Below are 25,626 nucleotides of genomic sequence, written 5' to 3'. Positions count from 1 at the left end.
ATTGCGTGGGCCGGCCCTCCTCATTCTCATGAATGGAAGTGGGAATCCCCCGCTCGCGTTCACGCCGGCATCCGGCCGGGCTATGTTTGGAGCTTGAACTCACGTCGCCGGAATTGGATGTCATGAGTGCCGCATCAGGGGTCTCTCGGATCGAGTTCAGCGTTCTGGGCCCGTTCGAGGTCCGCGTCGACGGCGAACGTGTGGACCTGGGCGGCCGGCGGCGGCGGATCGTGCTCGCGACGCTCGCGATCGAGGCCGGCCGTTCGGTCTCCGTCGAGCGGCTGATGACCGCCCTCTACGGCGACGACCCGCCCCCCACCTCCCGCGGCCAGGTGCAGATCTGCATCTCCGCCCTGCGCCGTCTGCTCGGCGCGTACGGACTGTCCGACCTGATCGCCACCCGCTCCCATGGCTACGTGATCGAGGCCGGCGACGACGACATCGACCTGCGGCGCTACGAGAACCTGGTGGCGCGGGGCCGCCGTTTACGCGACGACCGCCGGTACGACGAGGCGGCCGGTTGCTACCGGGAGGGGCTGGCGATGTGGTCCGGACCGGCTCTCGACGGTCTGGACGGAGACATCGTGCGCTCGGCCGCGACCAGGCTGGACGAGCAGCGCGTCAGCGTCATCGAGGACTGCGTCGAGCTGGAGCTGGCCCAGGGCCGTCACTACGATCTGCTGGCCGAGCTGGCCGAGCTCGTCGCGCTTCATCCGCTGCGCGAGCGGCTCCACGGGCAGCTGATGCTCGCGCTCTACCGGTCCGGGCGTCAGGCGGAGGCGCTGGAGGTCTACCGGCGGGCCCGGCGCCTCCTGGTCGACGAGCTGGGGATCGAGCCCAACACGTGGCTCCAGCAGCTCGAGCGGGCGATCCTCGTCGGCGACGCCCGGCTGCAGCTCCCGGCGACGCAGCCCGGCTTCACCGGGGCGGGCCGCCGCCCCCCGTCCGTCGCCGTACCGCGGTTGCTGCCCACGGACATCGCCGACTTCACCGGCCGGGCCGCCCAGGTCCGCGCGATGGAGCGGAGGTTCTCCCGGACGGGTGAGAGCCGAGAGGGGCCGGCCGTACCGATCACCGTTGTGAGCGGCAAACCCGGCGTGGGCAAGACCGCTCTGGCCGTGCACGTCGCGCACCGCCTGGCCGGCCGGTTCCCCGACGGCCAGCTCTTCGCCGACCTGCACGGGCAGGCGCGCACCCGGGCCGATCCCGCGCAGATCCTGGAACGCTTCCTGCGCATTCTGGGCGTTCCCGGAAGCGGAGTGCCCGACGGGCTCGAGGCGCGCGCCGAGATGTACCGGGACCTGCTCTCCGATCGCAAGGTCCTGGTCGTGCTCGACAATGCGGGAGACGAGAGCCAGGTCCGCCCGCTGCTTCCGGGAGCCCCGCCGGCCGCGGTGCTCGTCACCGGCCGCAACCGTCTCGCCGGGCTTGCGGGCGCGGAGCACGTCGAGCTCGACGTCCTCGATTCCGCGCAATCGGTCGAACTGCTGGCCCGGATCGCGGGAGCCGAACGGATGAGGGCGGAGGAGCGCGGCGCGGCCGAGCTCGCCGAGCTGTGCGGTCATCTGCCGCTCGCCCTGCGCATCGCCGGCGCGCGGTTGGGCGCGCGGCCGCATTGGCAGGTGGCGCAGTTGGTCGAGCGATTGGAGGACGAGGCTCGCCGACTCGACGAACTCGACCACGGAGGGCTCGGCATCCGGCCCAGCATCTCGCTGACGTACGACGGCCTGGGCGACGACGCCCGGCGGCTCTTCCGCCGGTTGGCCCTGCTCGACTTCTCCCATTTCTCCGGCTGGGTCGCCGCCGCGCTGATCGACCAGCCGTACGCCACGGGACAGGATCTGCTCGACGATCTCGCCGAGGCGCACCTGGTGGACACCGTCGCGGTCGGGCAGGGTGCTCCCAGCCACTACCGGCTCCACGACCTGATCCGGGTGTTCGCCCGCGAGCGGGTCACGGCGGAGGAGGACGCCGCCGACCGTGCCGCCGCGCTGGAAAGGGCTCTTGGCGCACTGCTGTTCCTGGCCGACGACGCGCGTCGCCGGGCGTACGGCGGCGACTACGAGGGGGTCAGAAGCGACGCACTGCGGTGGTCACTGCCCTCGCGGGTGACCGCCCGGCTGGTGTCCTCGCCGTGGGAATGGTTCGAACGGGAGCGTCAGACCCTCGCCGCGGCCATCGGCCAGGCGGCACGAGAGGGCTTCAGCGCGGCCTGCTGGGACCTCGCCGACACCGCGGCGACGTGGTACGAGGCGCGGGCCTACTTCGGCGACTGGCGGGAGACGCACCAGGTCGCGCTCGAGGCCGTCCGGGCGGCAGGTGACGACCGTGGTCTGGCGACGATCCTCTATTCGATCGGTGGGCTGCACATAGGCGAACATCGGCACGAGGAGGCCCGCCGGGCACTGAAATCGTCCGCCGACCTGTTCCGCGGCGTCGGTGACGAGAACAACGAGGCCCGCGCGGTCCGGAATCTCGCCTACATCGACAGGCTGAGAGGCGATCTGGACGCGTCCGCGGCCCGTTACGAGAAGGTGCTCGACGTCTTCCGCCGGCAGGGCGAACTCGTCGCCGTCGCCTACGTGCTGCACGGCCTGGCGCACATCAGCCTGGAGCGCGGTGACGCCGGGGCCGCCCTGACGATGCTCGCCGAGGCGCGCGAATTGGGCGGGCGCATGGGGGACAACCGGGTCCAGGCGCAGGTCCTGCATCGCCTCGGCGAGGCGTATCTCCAGCTCGACCAGCCGTTGGTCGCCGCCGACACCTTCGCCGAGACGCTGTCCAAGGTCCAGGACATCGGCGATCCGATCGGTGAGGCGTACGCGCTGTGGGGTCTCGGGATCGCGTGGACGCGGACGGGGCGTCTGGAGGAGGCCGGAACCACGCTCGACAGCGCGCTGCGGTCGGCCCAGTCCGCGGGCGACCGGTTGATCGAGGGGCGGGTGTCGCTCGCGTTCGGCGAGTACTTCCTCGCGAAGGGAGGGACGCCGCAGGCGATGCTGCATCTGCACCGCGCCCTCGACCTGTTCCGGGCGGTGGACTCGCGGCTGTTCGAGTCGAGGGCTCTGGCCATGCTCGCCAACGCCAACGCCAACGCCAACGCCAACGCCAACGCCAACGCCCCGGCCAACGCCAACGCCGCCGCCGACGCCCCGGCCAACGCCGCCGCCGCCGACGCCACGCGATGAGGCGGCCGGGCCGGCTGATGGGGCGGGCTCGTGCCCTCATCTCGCAGGAGACCGGAGTCTGGCGCCAGGGCCTGCGGATGAGGGGGCAAGGGGCCGCGTTTTCGTTTCTCATGGAATCTCGGACGACTTCCGTGAGAAACGTGAACGCAGCGGCTAAGGGGCATCGACCACGGCCGTCTGATCCGACCCGCAGGCCCTGTGGCTTGATCCACGGCCGCTGACTGACGACTGCCGGGCCGTACGGCGGAGCGGATGCCGTCGCCTGCGAAGGCGCCGGGTCTTCTTATCGATCAAGCCGTCGATAAGGTTCCCGTCTGTGGCGCCTGGGTCAGCCGTTGGCCGACACGGGCGGTTCGCTTGCGTTGGGCGCGGCGTGAGGCTCCGGAGTTCGGCCTCGGCTCCGGTCCGGCGTATATGTGTTGACGCAAGATCCGCTGGTCGGCTGTACTGGCGGCTCGAAATGCCGCAACTGATCCGTCGGCCGGCGTCGCCCGCCGTGTCTCGACGGAAGGGAAACCCCCGTGACCAAGCTCAACCAGATCCTCGCCGTGGAGAAAGGCGTCAAGGCCGACGCCCAGCGCAAGGTGACCGACGCCTACCACACCATCCAGAAGAGCCCCCTTCTGTCGGGCATCTCGCGGTCGTACCAACCGATCGACGACGAGGGCGAGCAGCTTCCGCCCGAGTCGACCAGGGTGCAGGTGCAGGTGGCAACGTCCTGAAGGACGTAGGGGTCGCGCTGACGCGGTTGTTCGACGTGACGGCGACAAAGGACTGGGCGAACTGCTCGGCCAGGGCCAGCGTCACGGTGGACGGCGAGACCCTCCTGAACGATGTCCCGGTCACGTACCTGCTGTTCCTGGAGAAGCAGTTGGTCGACCTGCACACGTTCATCAGCAAGCTGCCCACACTGGACCCGTCCGAGACGTGGACGCTCGATGAGAACACCGACACCTGGCGCACGGAGCCGGTGAAGACGACGCGGACGAAGAAGGTTCCGCGCAACCACGTGCTCGCCGAGGCGACCGACAAGCACCCGGCCCAGGTGCAGGTCTACAACGAGGACGTCGTCGTCGGTTACTGGACCAAGGTCACCTTTTCCGGCGCGTTGCCGCAGCGGCGTGTCAACGAGCTTCTGGGCAGGGTGCAGAAGCTCCAGGACGCGGTGAAGTACGCCCGTGAGGAGGCCAACGGCACGGAGGTCGTCGACCGCCGGATCGGTGACGCCGTGTTCGGCTACCTGCTGGGGTAGCCCCACAGACCCCCATCCCTGTGTGGATGGGTGCGCAAGGAGCGCAAACTGAAGATGAAGCTCAGCCTGAACGACGGTTTCAGCGGAGGTTCGATTCCTCCCCCGGGCACGCGGGCCCGGGTAGCCCAATTGGTAGAGGCAGCCGGTCAAACTCAGACTCTCGCTCCAGATTCAGCATCGCCGTCGAGTGCCGGATCGACCGGGAGTGGACTGTGATTGTTGAGATGCCGGTTCGAGTCCGGCGCGCGGCTCCACGCATGCCGCGGTAGCTCAATGGCAGAGCGCACATCGTGAGGACTGATCCACTCTCTTAAACGCCGCCGGCACCGTGATGTGGCGGCATCGACAGACCCCCGGGACATGGACAGGTTCCCGGGGGTCGCTCCTTTTCCGCGGGTGCCCCCAACTGAGCGGTGTCTCAGATATGGGATATCGTCTCTGATGTGAGAGATGAAGCCGCATCGCGGAGCGCCGTCGACGGCCAGGTGGAGGCCCGCCTGGCCGGCCGGCTCGCGCAGTTGCGTGAGGAGCGCGGCTGGTCCCTGGATGAGCTGGCACAGCGGACGGGCGTGAGCCGTTCGACGTTGTCGCGGCTGGAGCGCACGGAGATCAGCCCGACCGCGGCCCTGCTGAACAGGTTGTGCGCGGCCTACGGGCGCACGATGTCGCAACTGCTGGCCGAGGTCGAGGAGGAGCCGCCGCAACTGGTGCGTGCCGGACAGCAGATGGTGTGGCGGGATGAGGGCTCGGGTTTCACCCGGCGGTCGGTCTCCCCGCCGCACCCCGGACTACGCGGTGAGCTGGTCGAGGCGCTGCTGCGGCCCGGCGCGGACATCTCGTACGACCGCCCGCCCGTGCCGGGTCTGGAGCAGCACGTCTGGGTGCTGGAGGGCGTGCTGGAGATCACCGCGGGCGGCGGCGTGCACGAGATCCGGGCGGGGGACTGCCTGCGATTCCGGCTGTGGGACCGGTCGCGGTTCCGCTGTCCCGGCCCTGATCCGGTCCGCTACGCCCTGATGATCGTCCTGCCATGAAAGGAATCCCGTTGCACACCATCACCCGGTTGTCCGCCGATGACTTCGATCGCAGTGTGAAGAGCCTGGCCGACCTCCTCGTGGACGTCGTCGCCGGGGGAGCCTCCCTCGGCTTCCTCATCCCGTTCGACCAGGACGCGGCGGCGGCCTGGTGGCGGGCGCGGCGGCCCGCCGTGACCGAGGGCAGCCTCATCATCTGGGCCGCCCACGGTCCCGACGGCGTCGCCGGGACCATCAGCCTCGCCCTGGAACCCAAGCCGAACGGCCGGCATCGTGCCGAGATCATCAAGCTCATGGTCCACCGCGACGCCCGTGGACGGGGACTCGCCCGAGAGCTCCTCGCCACCGCCGAACAGGCCGCCTCGCAGGCGGGAGCGACCCTCCTGCTCCTGGACACCGTGACCGGCAGCCCGGCGGACCACCTCTACGACTCCGCCGGCTGGACGCGGTTCGGCGTCGTCCCCGACTACGCCACCAGCCCGGACGGCGTCCTCGAAGACTGCAGCTTCTTCTACAAGCAGCTCACCTGAGTCCTCCTGGCCGACGCGGTCAGTGGAGAAGCAGGCTGGTGAGCGGCGTCCGGTGTCCCGACTCGAGGGCCGCGGCGAAACCGGCGGAACCGAGCTCGCCGCGCAGAGTCGTCCGCAGGGTGGTCATGCGTTCATCCCGGTGGCCGGGATCGAGGCGTTCGACGGCGCCGAGCAGGACGGCGGCGCGTCTGGAGTCGCCGGTCGCATGTTCGGCGCCGGAGAGCAGGCGCAGGCCGGTCACGGTGGCGCGGTGGTCGCCGAGGCCGACGGCGATCTCGACACCGTCCGCGAGATGGGACCGGGCCCGCTCGTGGTCGCCGTCGTACGCCGCGGCGCGGCCGAGGCCGAGAAGGCACCGGGCCGTGCAGCGGCGGTCGCCGATACGGCGGAACTCGGAGACGAGGCCGTCGAACCGGGTCCGCGCGGCCGCGTGGTCCCCCCGGTGCTGCTCGAGACTGGCCTGGAAGACCTCGGCGTGAAGCCGTTCATGATCGTTTCCACTCAACCGGGCCAATTGTCGCGCCTCGGTCAGCCAGGCCGCCGCGTCGTCGAGACGGGTTCCGTTCTCGATCGCGCGGATGGCCATCTGGTTGAGGCAGTTGGCGCGTTTGACGCGGTCGTGGAGCCGGCCGAACAGGGCGGCGGCGTCCGACATCTGTTGCAGGCCGGTGGTGATGTCCGGAGTGGCCAGCCCCAGGCAGGACATCGCCAGAGCGCGATGCCATCCGTCGCCCAGTCGCTCGAAACGTGAGGTCGCCTGTTCCAGGGGCCCGAGCGCGGCCGAGCGGGGGACGCCGTGCACCGTCGCCCAGCCGAGCGCGAGCAGAGCGAGGGCCTGATCCCGCTCGGTGCCGTGCTCGGCCTGTTCGCACGCGTGGTCGGCGAACTCCCGTGCCCGGCCCGTGTCCTGATAGGCCAGCAGGATGGAGCAGGTGACGGCGGCCCGGATGCCCAGGATGTCCGGCGGCAGGGGATGCTCGAGCAGCCTTTCGAGCCAGTCGAACAGCTCGCCGCGTGCGCCCAGGATCTCCCATCCCGTGCCGACTCCAGCGAGGAACCTCCACGCGGCTGTGGTGTCCCCCTGCTCGAGGGCCCACCTCATCCCGGTACGCACATCCGCCCAGTGCCGGTCGAACCAGCGCAACGCGGCGGTCTGGTCCCGCCCGCGCAGATCGGCCAGCACGGCCACGCCGTGGTCGAGATGGTGGCGGGCATGCCGCTCGTGTGCGGTGTCGGCGGCGCCGCGTGCCGCCAGTTGGCGGTGTGCGAACTGGCGGACGCTGTCGAGCAGGCGGTATTCGGTGACCTGATCCCCGCGGCGGCGGGAGATGAGGGAACGATCCAGGAGGCGCGGGAAGAGCCGTACGAGGTCGGAGGAGTCCAACGGGGGATAGGCGAGGATCTCCACGGCGGTGTCGTAGTCGAACTCGCCGGGGAACACCGAACAGCGCTCGAACAACAGCCGTTCGTCGTCGCCGAGGAGTTCGTAGCTCCACCGCAGGGCCTCCTCCAGCGTGCGATGCCTGCTCGGAGCGCCCTGGGCGCCATCGGTCAGGAGGGCGAACCGGTCGTGCAGGCGCGCGAGCAGTTCGACCGGCGAGAAGAAGCGGATCCGGGCGGCGGCGAGTTCGATGGCCAGCGGAAGGCCGTCCAGCCGACGGCAGATCATCGCGACATGCCGGGCGTTCTCCGGAGTGATCCGGAAGTCGGGGGAGACCGCGGCCGCGCGATCGGCGAACAGCCGCACGGAGGCCGCGTCCAGCACGGCCGACGGATCGTCCGACTCCTCGGGGAGCGGAAGGGGCGAGGTCTCGTACACGACCTCCCCGGCGATGCCCAGGGGCCCGTGGCTGGTCGCCAGCACCCGGAGGTCGGTGGTGGCCAGCAGGTCGGCGAGCAACGACGCCGCGTTGGCGGCCACGTGCTCGCAGTTGTCCACGACCAGCCAGCGCTGTTGGCCGGAGAGCGTCTCGCGGAGCAGGACGTGAAGCCGGCGTTCGTCGCCGGAGACCTGGAGGGCGTCCGCGAAGGCTCGTTCCACGGCGTCACCGGGCGGCACGGCCGCCAGATCGACCAGGATCGCGGGCGGCAGCGTGGTCAGCGAATGGGCCACGTGCAGTGCCAGCCGCGTCTTGCCCGCTCCCGCGGGACCGGTCAACGTCAGCAGCCGGTGGTCGCCGACGAGCCGGAACAGGTCCGCGGTCTCCCGGATCCGGCCGACGAAGGACGACAGGGGTCGCGGCAGCACGTCGCCGGAATTCCGTCGCGTCTGAAGCCGGGCCGCCGCGCCGACCAGGGCCCGGCGGTCGGCGCCGCCGAGTTTGCGCAGCAGGGACGACACATGGCTCTCCACGGTCCGCTCCGACACCCGCAGACTGTCGGCGATCTCCCTGTTGTGCAGGCGGTCCCCGACGAGCCAGAAGACCTCGAGCTCTCGTGGCGTCACTCCGGCCGCGCGCAGCGGATCCGGCAAGACATCTGGCCCCATGGAGTGAGTATCACTCCGTACGGACGAGTCCTCCCGAATTCCACGGACCTGACTTCCGTACTGAGCACGGATGTGCCGGGCGCGGACTCGGGATCGAATGCGGAGAGAGCGCCGCCGCCGGTGGCGCCACCCGAGGAGGAACGCATGGACGTCGACTTCGAGTCGATCAAGAAGACACAACGGGCGGGCTGGGAGACGGGTGACTACCCGCGCGTCGGCAACACCCTTCAGATCATCGCCGAACAACTGGTGGAGGCGGCGGACGTACGCGCCGGACAGCGGGTGCTGGATGTGGCCTGCGGCCAGGGCAACGCGGCGATCGCGGCGGCCCGCAGGTTCGCCGAGGCCACCGGCGTCGACTACGCCGCCAACCTCCTGGCCCAGGGCCGGGAACGGGCGGCGGTCGAGCACCTCACGGTGACGTTCACCGAAGGCGACGCCGAACGGCTGCCGTTCCCCGACGAGTCCTTCGACCTGGTGCTCAGCACGGTGGGGGTCATGTTCGCGCCGGATCACCAGAGGGCCGCCGACGAGTTGGTCCGCGTGACGGCCGGGGGAGGGAAGATCGCGCTGGCCAGCTGGACGCCGGGCGGCATGATCGGCCGGCTGTTCAGAACGGTGGGCGGATGGGCGCCGCCGCCGGCCGGAGTGCGACCGGCGACGTTGTGGGGCTCCCCGGATCACCTGGCCGAACTCTTCGGGGATCGGGTGGAGTGGACCGGCCTCACCACGCGGGAGTACGCGTTCCGGTACCACTCGCCCGAGCACTACTCCCAATGGTTCCGTCGGTATTACGGACCCATCACCAGATTGGCCGGCGCCCTGCCGGGCCAGGACCTGGACCGTTTCTCCGAAGAACTCGCCGAGGTGGCCCGGGAGTACAACCGGGCCGATGACGGCACGGTCGTCGCTCAGGCCGAGTACCTGGAAGCGGTCGGTGTCCGGCGAGCCTGAGATGGTTGCACGGGCCTCGACCCGAGGGGAACCTACGGCCATGGACAGAAGCGGCTTTCTCCGGCCTCCGGACCCTACCGCCGACACTCAGCGCCTCTACGACGAGGACGTGGCAGATCTCGGCTACGTGATGAACCTCACTCGGTTATGGGCCCACCAGCCCGCCACGGCCGACGGGTTGTTCGACCTGATGCGGAGGTCCCTGGCGGACCACGGTCTCACCAAGCGCGAGCGGGCCGTCCTCGTCGCCGCCTGCGCGTCGGCGTTCGGCGACTCGTACTGCTCACTGGCATACGGCGCCAGACTGGCCGACGCGGCCGGAGAGGAGACGGCGGCCGCGGTCCTCCGAGGAGACGACGACGCGCTGACGGCCGCCGAGCGGGCGCTGGCCGGATGGGCGCGGAAGGTGGCCCGAGATCCGAACCACACCGGCGAGGCGGACGTCCAGGAGTTGCGCGATGCCGGTTTCGACGACGCGATGATCTTCGCGATCACGGTGTTCGTCGCGCTGCGCATCGCGTTCTCGACCGTGAACGACGCGCTCGGCGCCCGTCCCGACGCGGAGTTGGGCGCCACCGCGCCGCAGGCCGTCCTCGGCGCCGTCACCTTCGGCCGTCCCGTCGCCGGCTGATCGTGGGGCACGGCCCGGGGTTGGAGCCGGCCGGCCTGCTGATGGCATGGTGGGTGAGTGACGATTCGCGGGGTTCTGTTCGATGTCGACGACACGCTCTTCGACTACTCGTCGTCGGAGCAGGCCGGTGTGCTGGGGCACCTGACGACTGAGGGGTTGCTGGAGCTCTTCCCGTCGCCCGCCGACGCCGTGGCCGTCTGGCGGGAGATCATGGAGGAGGAGTACACGCGGTTCCTCACCGGCGAGTTGACCTTCGCCGGGCAGCAACTCACCCGGACCAGGCGGTTCCTGTCGTACGTGGGGCGCCTGCCGGCCGGCGGCCTCTCCGACGAGGAGGCCGAGCTCTGGTTCGCGCGGTACAGGGAACTGCGCAACGCCGTGTGGGCCGCCTTCCCCGACGCCGATCCCGTGCTCAGGAAACTCGCGCCCAGGTTCCGGCTCGGGATCGTGTCGAACTCGTCGCTCGCGTACCAGCAGGGCAAACTCCGCGCGATCGGCCTGCTCGACCATTTCGGCGAGGCGATCGTCTGCGCCGTCGAACACGGTGTCCCCAAGCCGGACGCCGGCATCTTCCTCGCGGGATGCGCGACTCTCGGCCTGCCGGCGCATCAGGTGGCGTACGTCGGCGACAAATACGAGATCGACGCGGTCGGCGCGCATGAGGCCGGACTGCGTTCGTACTGGCTCGACAGGGCGGCCACCGGAATCACGCCCCCGGACGGGATCACCGTGATCCGATCCCTGGACGAACTCGTGCCCGCCCTGATCGGTCCGGACCGGTCCTCCACCGGTTCCCCGGGAGCGTTCTGAGTGTGCCGTACGGCCGAAGGCGACGTCGTGATCCACTGCCGGCAGGCGGGTGGGCCTGCTTCCGAGCGCCGGCGAGCTCGGAAGCGGGCCGCATCCGCCTGGCAGGGCAGGCGCCGGTCAGCCGATCCGGGCTAGCCGGTCACCCTCTGGAGGTAGTAGTCGGAGACCCAGCCGGGCCGGCCGTTGGAGGACGTGACGGGAACCCAGCCCTGGGTGGCGGTGCAGCCGCCGCCGAATCGCCCGTCGGCCGGCCTCAGCGTGCCGACCGGCTGGTAGGTGTTGTCGCGGCCGTTGTAGACGGTGACGACGCCGTTCGGCTGGACATGGGTCAGTTGGTAGGTGCATCCCCAGGGGCGCGACGCGGATGCGGCGAGGGGGGTCCTGTTCGTCTTACGCAGGTAGTGCGCGGCGGCCCAGCCGGATCGGCCGTTGGAGGATGTGACGGCGATCCAGCCGCGGGTGGACGTGCACCCTCCCGCGAACCGTCCGTCGGACGCCCTCAGCGTGCCGACCCGCCGGGCACCGACGCCGGGGGCGGTGCGCACGTTCAGATAGCTGGCCCGCCGCACGTTGACGACCTGGTAGTTGCAGGCCATGGTCGGAAGCTTCGGAACGGTGGTTCGAGGCACCGGGCCGCTCCTGCGCAGGTAGCGGCCGGAGGCCCAGCCGGATCGGCCGTTGGAGGACGTGACGGTGAACCAGCCGCGGGTGGACGTGCAGCTTCCGGTGAAGCTCCCGTCGGTCCGTTTGAGCGTGCCCACCGTCCGTGAGTTGGAAGCGGGTGCGGTCCGGACGTTGAGGTAGCCGCCTGCGCGCAGGTTCGCGACCTGGTAGGTGCAGGCACCGGTCTGGGGGGCGGGTGCGGCGGCCGGGATGGTGGTCGCGTGGGCCGGAGGGGCGGTGACCGCGAGCCAGCCTGCGGTGGCGCAGATGGTCAGTACGGGGACGACCCTCTTGGCGACTTTCACGATGTCTCCCTTCGTTCGCATCGCCCTGGCCGGGGTGGTCAGTGTGATGGTCAGGGTCAGGAGGACCCGGTCCGCGATGCTCACTCTAAGTAGTGCTCTGTTTACTTAGCGCTTACACCCGCGACCGGATGATCGATCGTTTCTTTACGTTGCGGCGAGTTTGCAGTGATGACCATGTGCGACCTGCCGGTCACTCGATGTCTTGACAGATGGGGACCCCTCCCTATGCTTGTACATGTGAATAGTCGTTCAAATGTCGTCCCGATCGCCGCGGACGCCTGCTCGTTGTCCGTCGTGGACGCCGATCGGGTGGCCGCGGTACAGAAGGCGCTGCCGTCCGACGACTCCGTGCGGAACCTCGCGCACGTCTTCGGGTTGCTCGCCGACCCCGGACGGCTCCGCCTCATATCGGCGCTCCTCGAGGGTGGCGAGATGTGCGTGTGCGACCTGGCGGCGGCGACGGGGCAGAGCATGTCGGCCGCCTCGCACGCGTTGCGGCTGTTGCGCGCCGACCGGGTGGTGAAAGTCCGCCGAGCGGGGCGGATGGCCTACTACCGGCTGGCCGACTCACACGTGCGGATGTTGTTCGACCTGGCCATCACCCATATCGGGCATGACGAAGGAGACCGCGGCGATGACTGACCGGCAGACCGTCACCCGAAGCAGTGACAGAGACCGGGATCGTCACGGGCATGGACATGGTCACGGGCACGGTGTCAGCGCCGAGGCAGACCGCCGCTACCTGTCCGGCGCCCTCGCCTTGATCGTCGCCTTCATGGCGGCAGAAGTGATCATCGGGTTCGTCGCCCGGTCGCTCGCGCTCATCTCGGACGCGGGCCACATGCTCACCGATGCCATCGCGATCGTCTTCGCCCTGATCGCGATGAGAATCGCCGCCCGGCCGCCACAAGGCGGCTTCACCTACGGACTCAAGCGCGCCGAGATCGTCTCCGCGCAGATCAACGGCATCACGCTGCTTCTGCTGAGCGTCTACTTCATCTACGAGGGCGTCCGGCGACTGGTCGTCCCGCCCGAGGTCGAGGGCCTGTACGTCGTCATCACGGGAGGCGCGGGGATCGCCGTCAACCTTGCCGCGACCTGGCTGCTCAGCAGGGCCGACCGCTCGAGTCTCAACGTCGAGGGCGCATTCCAGCACATCCTGAACGACCTGTACGCCTTCATCGCCACCACCGCGGCCGGAGTGGTCGTCGTGCTCACCGGCTGGGGGCGGGCGGACGCCATCGCCGCGCTCGTCGTCGCCGGGCTGATGCTCAAGGCGGGCTGGGGGCTCGTCCGCGATGCCGGCCGGGTGTTCATGGAAGCCGCGCCGGTCGGGATGAATCCCGCGGAGATCGGTCAGAGAACCGCCACTCTCGACCAGGTCACCGAGGTGCATGACCTGCACATCTGGGAGGTCACCTCCGGCTACGCGGCGATGTCCGCCCATATCCTGGTCGAGCCGCTGGCCGACTGTCACACCGTACGGCAGGCGGCCGAACGCCTCGTGCACGACGAATACGGCATCGACCACACGACCCTGCAGGTCGACCACAGCGGAGCCGAGCGGCCCGCCGCCGACCGGGCCGAGCGTCACTGCGCGGATCCCCATGGTCCCGTCCACCGGGCTGGAGCACCGGACCCTGCCGGAACGGTCCCACTCCATTAGCGCGAAGGCGCGGGGCCGCTCGCCGGGCTGGACGTGATCGGATCGTGGGCCGGAGGCGTTGGACGGCGGCTACTCGAACAGGTGCCGGTTGGCGCGGCTCCAGGCGAGCTTGTGTTCCAGTTCGCCGAGATAGCCGTCGGCGACCCAACCGGCCTGCGGCTGACATCCCGCGTCCGCCAGGCGGCGGACCTGGTCGATCCCGTCCTGCTGGACCTCGATCACGGCGTCGACCAGCCCCGTGAGGGAGGTCAGGCCGTAGGCGCCGGCGAACAGTTCCAGACGGCGGCGCCGGTCGGGCGGCCGGGGATGGGCCATCCAGCGCAGGGATTCGTCGTCGTCGCGGAACGGCGCGAGGTATTCCAGCGCGTAGGCGACGTCGTGCAGGCGGTCCGCCGGCCGGGCGTAGTCCCAGTCGAGGAGCCCGACCGGACGCCCGTCCCGCCAGACGATGTTCCAGGGGCCGAAGTCCCCGTGGCAGACCACTTCGCCGTCGCCCAGCCCGGTCTGGCCGGTGAACCAGCTGAGCTGATCGGGCGGCCGGAAGCCGGCGACCGCGTCGTGATAGTCGCGAAGCAGGCGGGCGGAGGACACCAGGCCCGCGTCGTCGGCCGCTTCGATCCAGCCTTGCGCGCCGGATCGGCCGTCCAGGTAGGTGAGGACCTCGCGGTCCTGTTCGTCGATTCCCCGAACGCGGGGCGAGTAGGGGAATCCGACCTCCTCCAGATGCCGGAGCAGGGAGTGGACGGCCGGCGTCCACGGTTGCGTGGGCCTGCGGACGGTGTCGCCGACTCGCACGACCCGGCGATGCGGTGAGTTCTGGAGCACCTCTTCGTCCGCCATGACGTGACGAGACTACCCGCGGCGTCCGTCCGGCCGTAGGCCCCTTTTTCCGGCTCCCGGCTCCCGGTCTCGTGGGGGAGCGGGCCCGATGACGTGCCTGGTCTGTAGCCCGCCCGTGAACCAGCGGCGGCCGCGAGCCGTACAAACAGGTGGCGCCGCCGCCCCGGACGACGACATCGACCGGCGGCGGCATCATCGGTTTCGCAGGGAAGGACCTTCGGTTTGTCGCTCATCACGCGCTTTCATCGGCCGCCGGCTCAGGGACGGACGACCACGGAGGAGGACCTGACCGCGGATGGCCTGACTGCGGAGGACGGAGCGGCGGGTGGCGACGCCGGTGCCCGCCGGGGCCTGCGCTCCGTCGCGGCGCGAGTGGTCACCGTCCTGGCCGGTCTGTTCGTTCTGTTCGCCCTCGTGGCTCCGAACGAGATCGGTCACCTCACGCCTGGGGCGTTCGTGCGCATCCCGGCGGAGGGGCTCCTCGGCGTGGCCCTCATTCTCGTCCTGCCCGGGAGGGCGAAGCGATGGGCGGCGGTGCTCGCCGGGGTGGCCCTTGGCCTGCTGACCATCTGGAAGATCATCGACCTGGGCTTCTCCGCGGTCCTCGACCGGCCGTTCAATCCGGTGTTCGACCTGAGCTTCTTCGGGGCGGGCGTGGACTTCCTCTCGGCGTCGATCGGCAAGGCCGGCGCAGTCGGCTCCGTGATCGCGGTCGGTGCTCTCGCCGTGGCCGTGCTGGTCCTCATGGCGTTGTCGGTCCTGCGCCTGACCCGGCACGTGGTCCGGCACAAGACCGCGGCGGCCCACGGCGTCGCGGTGCTCGCAGTCACCTGGGTCGTCTGCGCGGTGCTCGGCGTGCAGATCGTCCCGGGCGTGCTGGTCGCCGGTTTCACCGACGACCAGTTACTCCAGGTGAGTGCGAGCCTGCACGACAAGGAGGCGTTCGCCAAGGAGGCCTCCGTCGACGCCTTCCGCGACACCCCGGGCGACCAACTGCTGACCGGCCTGCGGGGCAAAGACGTCATCGTCTCCTTCGTCGAGAGCTACGGCCGCGCCGCCGTCGAGGACCCCGCGTACGCGTCGCAGGTCGGCGCGGTGCTCGCCGCCGGGACCCGCCGGCTGCGCGCGGCCGGGTTCGACTCCCGCAGTGCCTTCCTCACCTCGCCCACGTACGGCGGCGGCAGCTGGCTGGCCCACGACACACTGCTCTCCGGCCTCTGGATCGACAACCAGCAACGCTCCGACAGTCTGCTCTCGAGTGACCGCCTGACCCTCAGCAGCGCCTTCCAGCGCGCGGGCTGGCGGACGGTCGCCGTCATGCCGGGCACCACCCAGCCCTGGCCGGAGGGGGCGTTCTTCGGCTACGACAAGATCTACACCGCACAGGACCTCGGGTATCACGGCCCCGGCTTCAACTGGGGCACCATGCCCGACCAGTACACCCTGTCGAACTTCCAACGCTCCGAGCGCGCCGAGCCGGGCCATGCCCCGGTGATGGCGGAGACGGTCCTCGTCTCCAGCCACGCGCCCTGGACGCCCATCCCCCAGCTCATCGGCTGGAACGCCGTCGGCGACGGCTCCGCCTTCAACGGCATGACCACCACCGGCCAGCGACAGGGCGGCGTGTGGAGCGACTTCACCCAGGTACGCGCCGACTACCGGCGTTCCATCGAGTACTCGCTCAACAGCCTCATCTCCTACGTGGAAACGTACGGAGACGACAATCTCGTGCTCGTCTTCCTCGGCGACCATCAGGCCGCGCCGCTCATCAGCGGCGTGGGCGCCGACCACGACGTGCCGATCACCATCGTGGCCCACGACCCGGCCGTACTGGACCGGATCTCCGGGTGGGGCTGGCAGGACGGCCTGAAGCCCGGCCCGCAGGCTCCGGTCTGGCAGATGAGCGCCTTCAGGGACCGGTTCCTGACGGCCTTCGGATCGCAGGCCCAGAGCACTCAGCCGCCGGCCCCGCCGGCCCGATGAGGCCGCGGGGACGGCGTCGCGGCCGGGCGGTCGGCGTCCGCCGTGGCCGGAGGGTCGGTGTCCGTCGCGGCCGGGCGGTTGGCGTCCGTCGCGGCCCGCACGAACTCGCGGACCCGGGCGGTCGTGTTGGTCTCCAGCCAGACCAGTCCCCGTTCGATCGGCGGCGCGTCGTGGATCGGCACGTACGCGACGTCCGGGCGGGGGTAGTACCGCCGGCTGTGCTCGCCCACGGGGAGGACGCCCCTGCCCATCGCGACGAGGGACAACATCTCGGAGAACGTGTTGCCCATCGGCCCCTTCGGGACGGGTCTCCCCGACGGGGTGTGGTCGGGTGTGCGGTCGCGCTTGAACTCCACTGAGGTGACCTGCGGGTACTGCACCACTGGATGATCGGCGAGCACTTCGAGGGACACCGACTCCTCGTGGGCCAGCGGGTGCCCGGCGGACACGGCCAGTGAACGTCTCTCCGACAGCAGGGCCGGCCCGCGGGCCATGCCGTCGAAGGGGTACGAGGCGATGAGGATGTCGATCGAGCCGTCGAGCAGGCTCGATCGCGAGTTGAACAGTTGGACCTCGTGGACGTCGACCTCGCAGTCGGGGTGGCGGTCGGCGAACAGGCCGACGGCCTTGAGCAGCACCGGCGCGGTCCACTCGCCGAGGAAGGCCACCCGCAGCCGTCCGGTCACACCGCGCCCGGCTTCGACGGCCCTGCGAATCACCTCGTCCATCTGGGCCGTCAACGGCGCCAGGTCGTCGGCCAGTCGGCGCCCGATCGGAGTGAGACGGACGACGCGGCTGGTGCGCTCGAACAGCGGAGCGCCGATGCGACGTTCGAGCTTCTTGACGACGTGGCTGATCCGCCCGGTCGTCACCCCCAGGCGCTCGGCCGTACGGCCGAAATGCAGCTCCTCGGCGAGCGCCAAGAACGTCTCGATCTCGTGCCGCTCCAGCATGTGACTCTCCACCGTTGAATCTGGGTCAACGATCGTAGTCTCATTGTGGCTTGGTCGCCGCCGTCGCCCGGAGCATCGTAGGTGGTGGCACCGGCGTGGTTCACCCCAGCTCCACCAGCCGGTCCGACACTTTGCCGATTGAGACAGGGAACCCCCAATGAGCACGACGGGCATCACCGGCTACCTGACCGGCCTCGACGACAGGACACGAGAGATCGGCGAGAGACTGCTTCAGGCCCGCGACCTGGATTCGGAGTGACGACGATGCGCGTGAAAGCCTTTGACCACCTGGTGCTCAACGTCGAGGACGTCGAGCGTGCCCTGGAGTTCTACTGCGGGCTCCTTGGCCTGGAACCGGTGCGCGTCGCCGAGTGGCGGGCCGGCGACGTCGGGTTCCCCTCCGCGAGGGTCGCTCCGGAGACCATCATCGACTTCGTGCGCCGTCCCCGGGGAGAGTCGAACGTCGACCACATCTGCCTGGTCGTGGAACCGCTGGATTGGCAGGAGGTCATCGATTCGGGCGTCTTCACCGTCCTCGAAGGGCCCGTGGGCCGGTTCGGCGCGCGCGGCAGTGCGACCTCGGTCTATGTGCGGGACCCCGACGGTAACACCGTCGAACTGCGCTGGTATCCGCAGGACGCCCAAGGCTGAACCGCGAGGCGGCGGTGCGGGTTCGCGCCGTCCGCCTCGTCCCCACAGGGGACTAAGGTGTTCCGCCATGACCGAACCCGGCTTCCTCAGCACCACCCGGACGTTCTACGACACCATCGCCACCGACTACGCGGATCACTTCCGTGACGCGCTGGAGACCAGGCCCCTGGACAGGGCGTTGCTCGCAGGGTTCGCCGAGGTGGTGCGGGACGCCGGCGCCGGGCCCGTCGCCGACCTCGGGTGCGGTCCCGGTCACGTGACCGCACACCTGCACGCTCTGGGGGTGCCGGTGTTCGGGGTCGACCTGTCGTCGCAGATGGTCGAGTCGGCCCGGCGGACGTACCCGGACCTGCGGTTCGACGAGGGTTCGATGTTGTCCCTGGACCTGCCGGACGGCGCCCTCGGCGGCGTCCTGGCCTGGTACTCCACCATCCACACGCCCATGGACCGGCTGCCTGACGTGTTCGCCGAGTTCCACCGGGTGCTGGCCCCGGGTGGCCATCTGCTGGTCGCCTTCCAGTCCGGCGACGAGCCGCTGCACCTGGCGCGACCATGGGGCCACGAGGTGTCGCTCGACTTCCTGCGGCGGCGGCCGGACCACATCGCCGGATTGCTGGGCCAGGCCGGGCTGGCGGTCCACGCTCGGCTGGAGCGTGAGCCCGAGGGCGTGGACACTGCGCCGCAGGCCTTCCTCCTGGCCCGGAAACCGGCCGGCGCCACTCGGTCATGACGTGGCGGTCCGCCTCTCCGCCGCAGGTGGCACGAGGGGTCGCGGGCCCGGAATTCTCGCCACGGCACAGTGGTTTGGTCTACAGCTTGTGCCGTAGAGAAAGAGGCGAATGATGTCCGCACCACTTGAGTTCGGTATCGACACGTTCGGAGACGTCACCCTCGACGCGGACGGAAACCGCCTGCCGTACGCGCAGGTGATCCGCAACGTCGTGGAGGAGGCCGTGCTCGCCGACAGCGTGGGGATCGACGCGATCGGCATCGGGGAGCACCACCGCGACGACTTCGCCATTTCGGCACCGGAGATCGTGCTGGCGACGATCGCCGGCCGGACCGAACGCATCCGTCTCGGCACCGCGGTGACCGTGCTCAGCTCGGACGACCCGGTGCGCGTGTTCGAGAAGTTCGCCACGCTGGACGCGGTGTCCCAGGGCCGGGCGGAGATCATTCTCGGCCGCGGTTCGTTCACGGAGTCGTTCCCGCTGTTCGGCTACGACCTCGCGCAGTACGAGGAACTGTTCGAGGAGAAGCTCGACCTGCTGTTCCATCTGCTCCCGGAGGGCCCGGTCACGTGGGAGGGCAAACTCCGCCCCGGGCTGAAGGACCAGCACGTATATCCGAAGACGGAGTCCGGCCGGTTGCGCACCTGGGTCGGCGTCGGCGGAAGCCCCCAGTCCGTCGTGCGGGCGGCGAGCTACGCGATGCCGCTCATGCTCGCGATCATCGGTGGCCAGCCGGAGCGTTTCGCGCCGTACGTCGATCTGTACCACCGCGCGCTCACCCAGCTGGAGGTTCCGCGGTTGCCGGTCGGCGTCCACTCGCCGGGCTACCTCGCCGAGACCGACAAGCAGGCACGCGAGGAACTCTGGCCGCACTACCGGGCCATGCACGACCGCATCGGCCGCGAGCGCGGCTGGGGTCCCACGACCCGCGACCGCTTCGAGGCGGAGGCCGACGAGGGCGCCCTGTACGTCGGTTCGCCGGAGACGGTGGCCGCGAAGATCGCCAAGACCGTGAGCACGCTCGGCGTCGACCGTTTCGAGTTCAAGTACAGCTCCGGGACGCTCGCGCACGAGAAGCTCATGAACGCGATCCGTTTGTACGGCGAGGAGGTCGTGCCGCAGGTGAGGCGGCTTCTGGCCCAGACGCCCGCGCCGGCGTCAACCAGCTGATCCTGCGGCGTGATCATGCACAGGTTCGGTGATATGTGGCCTGACCTGCGTGAACGTCATTCATGATCATGCACACATTCGGCTGCTTGCGACACCACCTGCGCGAACGTCGAGCGTGATCATGCATGCCCTGCCTTCGCCGTATGAGGTCTTGTGCGCGAACGTTGGTCACTCCGTAGGCCCCGCGTGGTGGCGGGCCTACGGAAAAGTGATTCCGCCCGGTTCTGTCCCGGCCTACCCTCTCGGACATGAGTAGCGCATACTTCGACCGACCTGTCCTGACCGGCCGTTACGTACGGCTGGAGCCGTTGACGCTCCAGCATGCCGAGGGACTGCTGGAGGCCGGCAAGGACCCCGAGGTGTGGACCTGGCTCAACAACGGGCAGCCGACCGACCTCGCGGCGATGCGCGCGTACGTGACGCGACTGCTCACGATGCACGAGGCCGGAACGCTGACGCCGTGGGCACGGATCGACATCCGAACCGGGGAACCGGCGGGAGTCACCACCTACCACGACCTCACCCCCAAAGACCGGGCGCTCCACATCGGCTCCACGTGGATCGGCGGTCGCTGGCACCGGACGGGCCTCAACACCGAGGCCAAGCTGATGTTGCTCGAGCGTGCCTTCGACACCCTTGGCGTCCTGCGGGTGGGCTGGATGACCCACCACAACAATCTGCGGTCGCAGCGGGCCATCGAGCGGCTCGGCGCCCAACGTGAAGGTGTCCTCCGCAATCACAAGACCATGCCGGACGCCTCGCAGCGGAACACCGTCGTCTACTCGATGATCGACAGCGAGTGGCCCGCCGCCCGGGACGCCCTCCGGGCACGGCTTCGCCAGTCCGCGATCAGCCCTGGGCGGTGGGGCGGACGATGAGTTCGTTGACGTCGACGTCGCCGGGCTGGGCGATCGCGTAGCCGATGGCGCCCGCGACGGCGGAGGCCGGGATGGCGAGTTGCAGCGACGCGGCCCGCGCGGCGGCCTGTGCTTCCGGGTCGCCGCCGCGGTCGGTGAGCTCCGAGTGGGTGAAGCCCGGGCTCACGACGGTCACCCGGATGTCCCGGCTCTCCTGGCGCAATCCCTCGGAAAGCGCCAGGACCGCGTACTTGGTGGCGCAGTAGACGGCCGCTGTGGGGTCGACCCGGTGGCCCGAGGTCGAGGCGACGTTCACGATGTGGCCGGCGCCTCGTGAACGCATGTGCGGCAGGACGGCCGCGATGCCGTGCAGGGTGCCGCGCAGGTTCACATCGATCATCTGGTTCCACTCGTCGACGCGCAGGGCGTCGACCCTCGACAGTGGCATCACGCCCGCGTTGTTGACGAGCACGTCGACGCGACCGAGTCGATCATGGGCGGCCTCCACGAAGGCGCGCACGCTGTCGAGGCTTGTCACGTCGAGTTCCCGGTGGTCGGCTCGGCCACCCGCTGCGTGGATCTCGCCGACGAGCGCCGCGAGCCGGTCCACGCGCCGCGCCCCGAGGACGACGTGGTGGCCGTCCGCGGCCAGGCGGCGGGCGGTCGCCTCACCGATGCCGCTGCTGGCTCCGGTGATGAGAACGATCTTGCTGTCGGTGGCCGACGGGCTGTGCATGAGAACTCCTGGAAGACGCCGAACTCGCGGCAGAGGTGCCGCGGGATCCAGCGTGCGGCCGCGGTCGCGCCGGGAGAAGGCCGTGTCTTCCTGGGGGCGGCACTCCCAGGTAGCCGCGGCCTCGCTCACAGGCTGCCGCGCACGGAGGCGACATCCACGAGGTCTGAGCCTGCGGATCAGGTCCGGCTCACGTCGCTCGCGTGCGGGGAACTCAGGCGGGCGAGGGCGTTGCGGCTTCCGGGCTCCGGCGTGCCGACGAGTAACTGCTGGCCGGGAGCGTCGCGGACGTCGAAGGTCTGGTACGTCAATTCGACCCGGCCCACCTCGGGGTGGACGAAGACCTTGAACATGCGGGTGAGTCCGCTGACGGTCTGGTCGAGCCACAGGGTCCTGAACTCGGGCGAACTCCGCAGGAACTCGTCGACGAGCGCCCGGATCTCCGGGTCATCCGGATACTGGCCCGCATTGAGGCGCAGGGCATGGACGACGTTCTCCACGAGGGCCGGCCATTCGGCGAACACGGTTCGCGCCTGGGGATGCTGGAACAACACCCTGACCATGTTGGTCATACCGGAGAAGGGGGACAGCAGGGCGGCGGCGACGGAGTTGGCGGCGAGCACGTCGAACGCCGGGCTCAGCACGTACGCGGCCGCGGAGGGAAAGGAGTCCAGCAGTTGCAGCAGGGCCGGGTGGACCAGGTCTCGTGAGGTGCCCGGTGCCAGGCTCGGGTTCAACCCGGCGAGCCGGAAGACGTGGCCGCGGGCGTCGGCGTCGAGTCTGAGCGCCCGGCCGATCGCGTCCAGGACCTGCGCGGACGGGTTGCGCTCTCGTCCCTGTTCCAGCCGGGCGTAGTAGTCGATGCTCACTCCGGCGAGCACGGCCACCTCTTCGCGACGAAGTCCGGCGACTCTGCGGTCGCCGCCCCCGGGCAGGCCGACATCCGCGGGCTCAAGGCGTGCGCGATGGGCCCGGAGGAACTCCCCGAGCTTGTTCGTGGCTACGGCCGGCACGCTGACCAGCGTACTTCCCTCGTTTTCCGGGATAGACCCCAAGGAAGCCAGGCGTGATTCGTGACTTATCCGTGTTTAATTTGATTCGACCAACACGTGCCTGTGTCACTCTCGATCGGTGACGGAGGAGAGCCCCCGTGCGTCTTCGCGAAAAGCGTTGGACGGCGCTCGCCCGTGAGAGCAACCACTACGGCGAGCAAGCCGCCCGGTTCCTTCTCGACGGTCATTACAAGATCGCGGTGGACGCCGGCGACAGGGCGATACGCGCGGCGGGCAGACTTCACCGGAGTGACAAGGGCGACCGCGACGTCATCGAGGTTCTCGCGGACCACCTCCGCAATCGTGCCGAGACCCAGGCCTTGTGGGTGCGGACGCCGGGCATGTGGAACACGGCCAGGGCGACTCCTCTGATCAAGGACGCGACCCGGGCCCTGGGACTGTTCGAGGCGCTGGCGCCGGACGCGAAGTATCCGGTGCGTCCGGCGGAGGCTTCCGGCGCGGCGGAGGCACTGCTCGCATGGCAGGACGTCGCCGAGGGCTACGCGGGCCTCATCGAGCACTCCCCGTCGCCCATCGGCCCGATCTGGAGCACGTTCTACGCCATGGCACGCCAGGCCGAGTGGCTGCAGGCGGTGGATGAGCCGAAGCTGGCCGACGCCTATCTTGCCGCGACGGCGAGCATGGCCGACGGTCGCTGGCACGAGCTGGTCACCCGACTCAGGGCCCCGCTGGAGAAGGTCGTCGAACGCCTGGTCACGGAGCAGGGAACGCATCAGTGACCAGGCATCCGGAGGAAGCATCAATCCGCTGCGCCGACCGGCTGGACGTCCGCCAGGGCGGGTACGGCTCGGCTGCGCCGCATCGCCCGTGACGGCCACCAGCTCGCCTCGCCGAGCAGCGTCATGATCGACGGCAGGATCATCGTCCGTACGACGAAGGCGTCGAGCAACACCGCGACGGCGAGGCCGAAGCCCATCTGTTTCATCTCGACCAGCGACAGGAAGACGAAGGCGGCGAACACCGACACCATGACGACCGCGGCACTGGTGATCACCCCGGCGGAGCCGCTGGTGCCCTCGATCACCGCCTCACGGGTCGGCACGCCCCGCAGGGCGGACTCCCTGATCCGGCTGATCACGAACACCTGGTAGTCCATCGACAACCCGAACAGGATGACGAACAGGAACAACGGCACCCGGGACCCGATGAATCCGGTGGAGGTGAAGTCGAGCAGGCCCTCGGCCCAGGAGTACTGGAAGACCACGACCAGCAGCCCGAAGGCGGCTCCTGCCGACAGCAGATTCAAAATCACTCCGAGGAGGCCGATCACCACCGAGCCGAACGCCGCGACCGTCATGAGGAAGGTCAGCAGCAGCAGGAACCCGATCACCCAGGGGAGCTTCTCGTTCTGGTGCGTGACGTAGTCGGCGTCTCTGGCGACGTCCCCGCTCACGGCCGCCTCGGCACCGGTCACCGTGCCGACCGTGGCCGGGATGTATTCGGACCGCAGTCGCTGGAGTGACTGTTGCGCCTGCTCGGAACCCGCGGGGAACGGGACCGCCAGTTCGAGCGTGCTGACCCCCCTGTCCGAGGAGGTCTTCGGCTCAGCGGCCGCGTCCCCGGCGAACCGTGGATCGGCCTCCACGCGCCGTGCGAGGTCCTTCAACGCGGAGACGACCTCGCCGGAGTGCGCCGGGTCGGCGCGGACCGCGACCAGGTGTGTCACGTTCAGATCCGGGAAGGCCGCGGTCAGCCGGTCCCAGGTCCGCACGGCTGGGATCTCCCGTGAGAACGTGTCGGTCCCCGGCACGTTCAGCCTCAGGGCCAGGGCGGGCAGCGCCAGCGCCAGCATCACCGTCGTGGCGACGAGCAGTGTGGCGACAGGGTGTCGCGTCGCCGGTCGTGACATCGCCGCCCACACCCGCCCGGTGTTCTGCCGCCCGGAAGCCGGATGTACGGCCCGGCGGGCACGGCGGCGGTCGACCTGGTCGCCGACCTTGGCCAGGATGGCCGGCAGGACGGTCAGCGAGCTGACCATGGCCACCAGGACGGCGATGATGGTGCCGGTGGCCAAGGAGGAGAAGATGACGTCGGTGGCCAGATAGAGACAGGCCGTCGAGACGATAACCGCCAGACCTGACACCACGATCGCCCGCCCCGAGGTGGCCGCGGCAAGCTCCACCACGGCTGAAGGGCTGACGCGACCTCCCGCACGCGCGCGCTCCTCCCTCTCCCGTTTGAGGTAGAAGAGCGAATAGTCGACGCCGACCGCCATGCCGATCAGAAGGATCACACTGTTGCCCACCCCGGCGTCGGGCAGCACGTGTGAAGCGATCGCCGCCAACCCCATGGAGGCGGCGATCGAAGACAGCGCCAGCAACAACGGCACACCGGCCGCCAGCACCGACCCGAAGACGAGCAGCAGAACCGCCAGCGTCACCGGTAGCGTGATCATTTCGGAGAGGAAGAGGTCGTCGCCGCGTTGCGTGTCCAGGCCCTGGCTCATCGAAGGCCGGCCGGTCTCCGTGATGAGCAGGCCCGGGTTGGCCGCCTGCACCGCGGCGGTCTGCTCGACCAGCGGGCCGATGTGGCGTTTGGCGGCCAGTTCCTCGCCCTTCATGGTGATCGCGACCATCACGAGCGTGCCGTCCTCGGAGCGGACCGGGGCTTCCACCCGATCCACCTCGGGAAGGGCGCGCATCCGACTCGTCAGATCGCGAACGGCGCGGTCCGCCGCCGGGCCGTCCACAGGACCGGACCGCGACTCGATGAGGACACGCTCGATCGGCCGGCGCGCCAGGTTGCCCTCCGCCGCGATGGCTTCAGCGCGGCCGGCCTCGCCCACCCGGTAGTCCGCGCTGGTGGCGCTGTGGGTTCCGGCCAGCGAGCCCGTGCCCAGACACAGCACCACGAACACGAACCATGCGGCTATCGCCCGCCATGGATGGGTGGCGCTCCAGCCGGCCACCCGTACGGTGAGTGGTCGCCTTTTCCGTTGCGCCGGCATCAGGCTGCACTGCCACGTCGGTCCGATCGCGACAGCGCGGACACACCGGGAACCTGGGTCGAGCGGGAGATCGCTGGAGCGGACGCACGAGGGGATTTGCGTATGAGCAGCATGAGCTGCTCTCCTTTCTTCGGAGGTACGTGCGCTTCAAGGCACGCCGTAACGGC

21 protein-coding genes and 1 pseudogene are annotated in these 25,626 nt (G+C 69.7%); 15 read left to right on the top strand and 7 right to left on the bottom strand.

Going from position 1 to position 25,626, the window contains the following annotated elements; all coding sequences use genetic code 11:
• The first annotated feature begins 122 nt into the window (after positions 1-122).
• The 4 genes and pseudogenes from Psi02_RS32045 to Psi02_RS32030 all read left to right on the top strand — a co-directional run bounded on the left by Psi02_RS32045 (position 123) and on the right by Psi02_RS32030 (position 6,004).
• Positions 123-3,188 carry an AfsR/SARP family transcriptional regulator gene (locus Psi02_RS32045; protein ID WP_203979577.1) on the top strand — a complete coding sequence of 1,022 codons (3,066 nt, stop codon included), beginning with the start codon at positions 123-125 and terminating at the stop codon, positions 3,186-3,188.
• A gap of 521 nt (positions 3,189-3,709) precedes the next feature.
• Positions 3,710-4,440: pseudogene (locus tag Psi02_RS32040) on the top strand (DUF7873 family protein).
• A gap of 443 nt (positions 4,441-4,883) precedes the next feature.
• Positions 4,884-5,474 (top strand): helix-turn-helix domain-containing protein, encoded by a 591-nt coding sequence (locus tag Psi02_RS32035; protein WP_203979576.1) that lies wholly within the window; start codon positions 4,884-4,886, stop codon positions 5,472-5,474.
• Complete coding sequence (locus Psi02_RS32030) at positions 5,471-6,004, top strand: GNAT family N-acetyltransferase (RefSeq protein ID WP_239095336.1); 534 nt, start codon at positions 5,471-5,473, stop codon at positions 6,002-6,004. The genes Psi02_RS32035 and Psi02_RS32030 overlap by 4 nt, the downstream gene beginning before the upstream one ends.
• A 19-nt stretch (positions 6,005-6,023) precedes the next feature.
• Here the strand turns inward: Psi02_RS32030 and Psi02_RS32025 are convergent, their stop codons facing one another.
• Complete coding sequence (locus Psi02_RS32025; protein ID WP_203979575.1) at positions 6,024-8,492, bottom strand: ATP-binding protein; 2,469 nt, start codon at positions 8,490-8,492, stop codon at positions 6,024-6,026.
• A 144-nt stretch (positions 8,493-8,636) separates the two neighbouring features.
• Between Psi02_RS32025 and Psi02_RS32020 the strand changes: the two genes are divergently transcribed.
• From Psi02_RS32020 to Psi02_RS32010, 3 genes are read left to right on the top strand one after another with little or no spacing between them, the layout of a single operon-like run.
• Complete coding sequence (locus Psi02_RS32020; RefSeq protein ID WP_203979574.1) at positions 8,637-9,446, top strand: class I SAM-dependent methyltransferase; 810 nt, start codon at positions 8,637-8,639, stop codon at positions 9,444-9,446.
• A gap of 40 nt (positions 9,447-9,486) precedes the next feature.
• Positions 9,487-10,077 carry a carboxymuconolactone decarboxylase family protein gene (locus Psi02_RS32015; RefSeq protein WP_203979573.1) on the top strand — a complete coding sequence of 197 codons (591 nt, stop codon included), beginning with the start codon at positions 9,487-9,489 and terminating at the stop codon, positions 10,075-10,077.
• Between the two features lie 57 nt (positions 10,078-10,134).
• On the top strand, positions 10,135-10,887 hold the full coding sequence (locus Psi02_RS32010; RefSeq protein ID WP_203979572.1) for an HAD family hydrolase: 753 nt from the start codon (positions 10,135-10,137) through the stop codon (positions 10,885-10,887).
• Between the two features lie 131 nt (positions 10,888-11,018).
• Here the strand turns inward: Psi02_RS32010 and Psi02_RS32005 are convergent, their stop codons facing one another.
• Positions 11,019-11,939 carry an SH3 domain-containing protein gene (locus Psi02_RS32005; protein WP_203979571.1) on the bottom strand — a complete coding sequence of 307 codons (921 nt, stop codon included), beginning with the start codon at positions 11,937-11,939 and terminating at the stop codon, positions 11,019-11,021.
• Between the two features lie 153 nt (positions 11,940-12,092).
• On the opposite strand from Psi02_RS32005, the gene Psi02_RS32000 reads away from it, so the two are divergent.
• Entirely contained in the window at positions 12,093-12,497 is a 405-nt protein-coding gene (locus tag Psi02_RS32000; RefSeq protein WP_275415311.1) for an ArsR/SmtB family transcription factor, read from the top strand.
• Positions 12,490-13,521, top strand: a complete 1,032-nt coding sequence (locus tag Psi02_RS31995) for a cation diffusion facilitator family transporter (protein ID WP_203979569.1) — start codon at positions 12,490-12,492, stop codon at positions 13,519-13,521. Before Psi02_RS32000 ends, Psi02_RS31995 begins: the two co-directional genes overlap by 8 nt.
• A 69-nt stretch (positions 13,522-13,590) precedes the next feature.
• Here the strand turns inward: Psi02_RS31995 and Psi02_RS31990 are convergent, their stop codons facing one another.
• Positions 13,591-14,361, bottom strand: a complete 771-nt coding sequence (locus tag Psi02_RS31990; RefSeq protein ID WP_203979568.1) for an aminoglycoside phosphotransferase family protein — start codon at positions 14,359-14,361, stop codon at positions 13,591-13,593.
• 222 nt (positions 14,362-14,583) lie between these two features.
• Here Psi02_RS31990 and Psi02_RS31985 point away from each other — a divergent pair, with 222 nt between their 5' ends.
• Entirely contained in the window at positions 14,584-16,344 is a 1,761-nt protein-coding gene (locus Psi02_RS31985) for a sulfatase-like hydrolase/transferase (RefSeq protein WP_203979567.1), read from the top strand.
• Here Psi02_RS31985 and Psi02_RS31980 read toward each other — a convergent pair.
• Complete coding sequence (locus tag Psi02_RS31980) at positions 16,317-17,297, bottom strand: LysR family transcriptional regulator (RefSeq protein ID WP_239095335.1); 981 nt, start codon at positions 17,295-17,297, stop codon at positions 16,317-16,319. The two genes, Psi02_RS31985 and Psi02_RS31980, sit on opposite strands and share 28 nt — an antisense overlap.
• 264 nt (positions 17,298-17,561) lie before the next feature.
• Between Psi02_RS31980 and Psi02_RS31975 the strand changes: the two genes are divergently transcribed.
• The 4 genes from Psi02_RS31975 to Psi02_RS31960 all read left to right on the top strand — a co-directional run bounded on the left by Psi02_RS31975 (position 17,562) and on the right by Psi02_RS31960 (position 20,727).
• Entirely contained in the window at positions 17,562-17,948 is a 387-nt protein-coding gene (locus Psi02_RS31975) for a VOC family protein (protein WP_203979566.1), read from the top strand.
• A gap of 67 nt (positions 17,949-18,015) precedes the next feature.
• Positions 18,016-18,678, top strand: a complete 663-nt coding sequence (locus Psi02_RS31970; protein ID WP_203979565.1) for a class I SAM-dependent DNA methyltransferase — start codon at positions 18,016-18,018, stop codon at positions 18,676-18,678.
• Positions 18,679-18,790: 112 nt separating this feature from the next.
• Positions 18,791-19,849 carry an LLM class flavin-dependent oxidoreductase gene (locus Psi02_RS31965; RefSeq protein WP_203979564.1) on the top strand — a complete coding sequence of 353 codons (1,059 nt, stop codon included), beginning with the start codon at positions 18,791-18,793 and terminating at the stop codon, positions 19,847-19,849.
• Positions 19,850-20,097: 248 nt separating this feature from the next.
• The gene (locus tag Psi02_RS31960; protein ID WP_203979563.1) at positions 20,098-20,727 is read left to right on the top strand and encodes a GNAT family N-acetyltransferase; all 630 of its coding nucleotides are present in this window, start codon (positions 20,098-20,100) and stop codon (positions 20,725-20,727) included.
• Here Psi02_RS31960 and Psi02_RS31955 read toward each other — a convergent pair.
• Both Psi02_RS31955 and Psi02_RS31950 read right to left on the bottom strand, forming a co-directional pair.
• On the bottom strand, positions 20,699-21,442 hold the full coding sequence (locus Psi02_RS31955; RefSeq protein ID WP_203979562.1) for an SDR family oxidoreductase: 744 nt from the start codon (positions 21,440-21,442) through the stop codon (positions 20,699-20,701). The two genes, Psi02_RS31960 and Psi02_RS31955, sit on opposite strands and share 29 nt — an antisense overlap.
• Positions 21,443-21,618: 176 nt before the next feature.
• The gene (locus tag Psi02_RS31950) at positions 21,619-22,452 is read right to left on the bottom strand and encodes a helix-turn-helix transcriptional regulator (protein ID WP_203979561.1); all 834 of its coding nucleotides are present in this window, start codon (positions 22,450-22,452) and stop codon (positions 21,619-21,621) included.
• Positions 22,453-22,589: 137 nt separating this feature from the next.
• Here Psi02_RS31950 and Psi02_RS31945 point away from each other — a divergent pair, with 137 nt between their 5' ends.
• Positions 22,590-23,231: a hypothetical protein gene (locus tag Psi02_RS31945; RefSeq protein ID WP_203979560.1), complete on the top strand. Its 642-nt coding sequence runs from the start codon at positions 22,590-22,592 to the stop codon at positions 23,229-23,231.
• Between the two features lie 20 nt (positions 23,232-23,251).
• On the opposite strand, the gene Psi02_RS31940 is transcribed toward Psi02_RS31945, so the two are convergent.
• Positions 23,252-25,420: an MMPL family transporter gene (locus tag Psi02_RS31940; RefSeq protein ID WP_203979559.1), complete on the bottom strand. Its 2,169-nt coding sequence runs from the start codon at positions 25,418-25,420 to the stop codon at positions 23,252-23,254.
• Between the last annotated feature and the right edge of the window lie 206 nt (positions 25,421-25,626).

The organism is Planotetraspora silvatica (assembly GCF_016863315.1).
Classification (GTDB): domain Bacteria; phylum Actinomycetota; class Actinomycetes; order Streptosporangiales; family Streptosporangiaceae; genus Planotetraspora; species Planotetraspora silvatica.
This window is presented reverse-complemented; position numbering and strand designations above follow the sequence as displayed.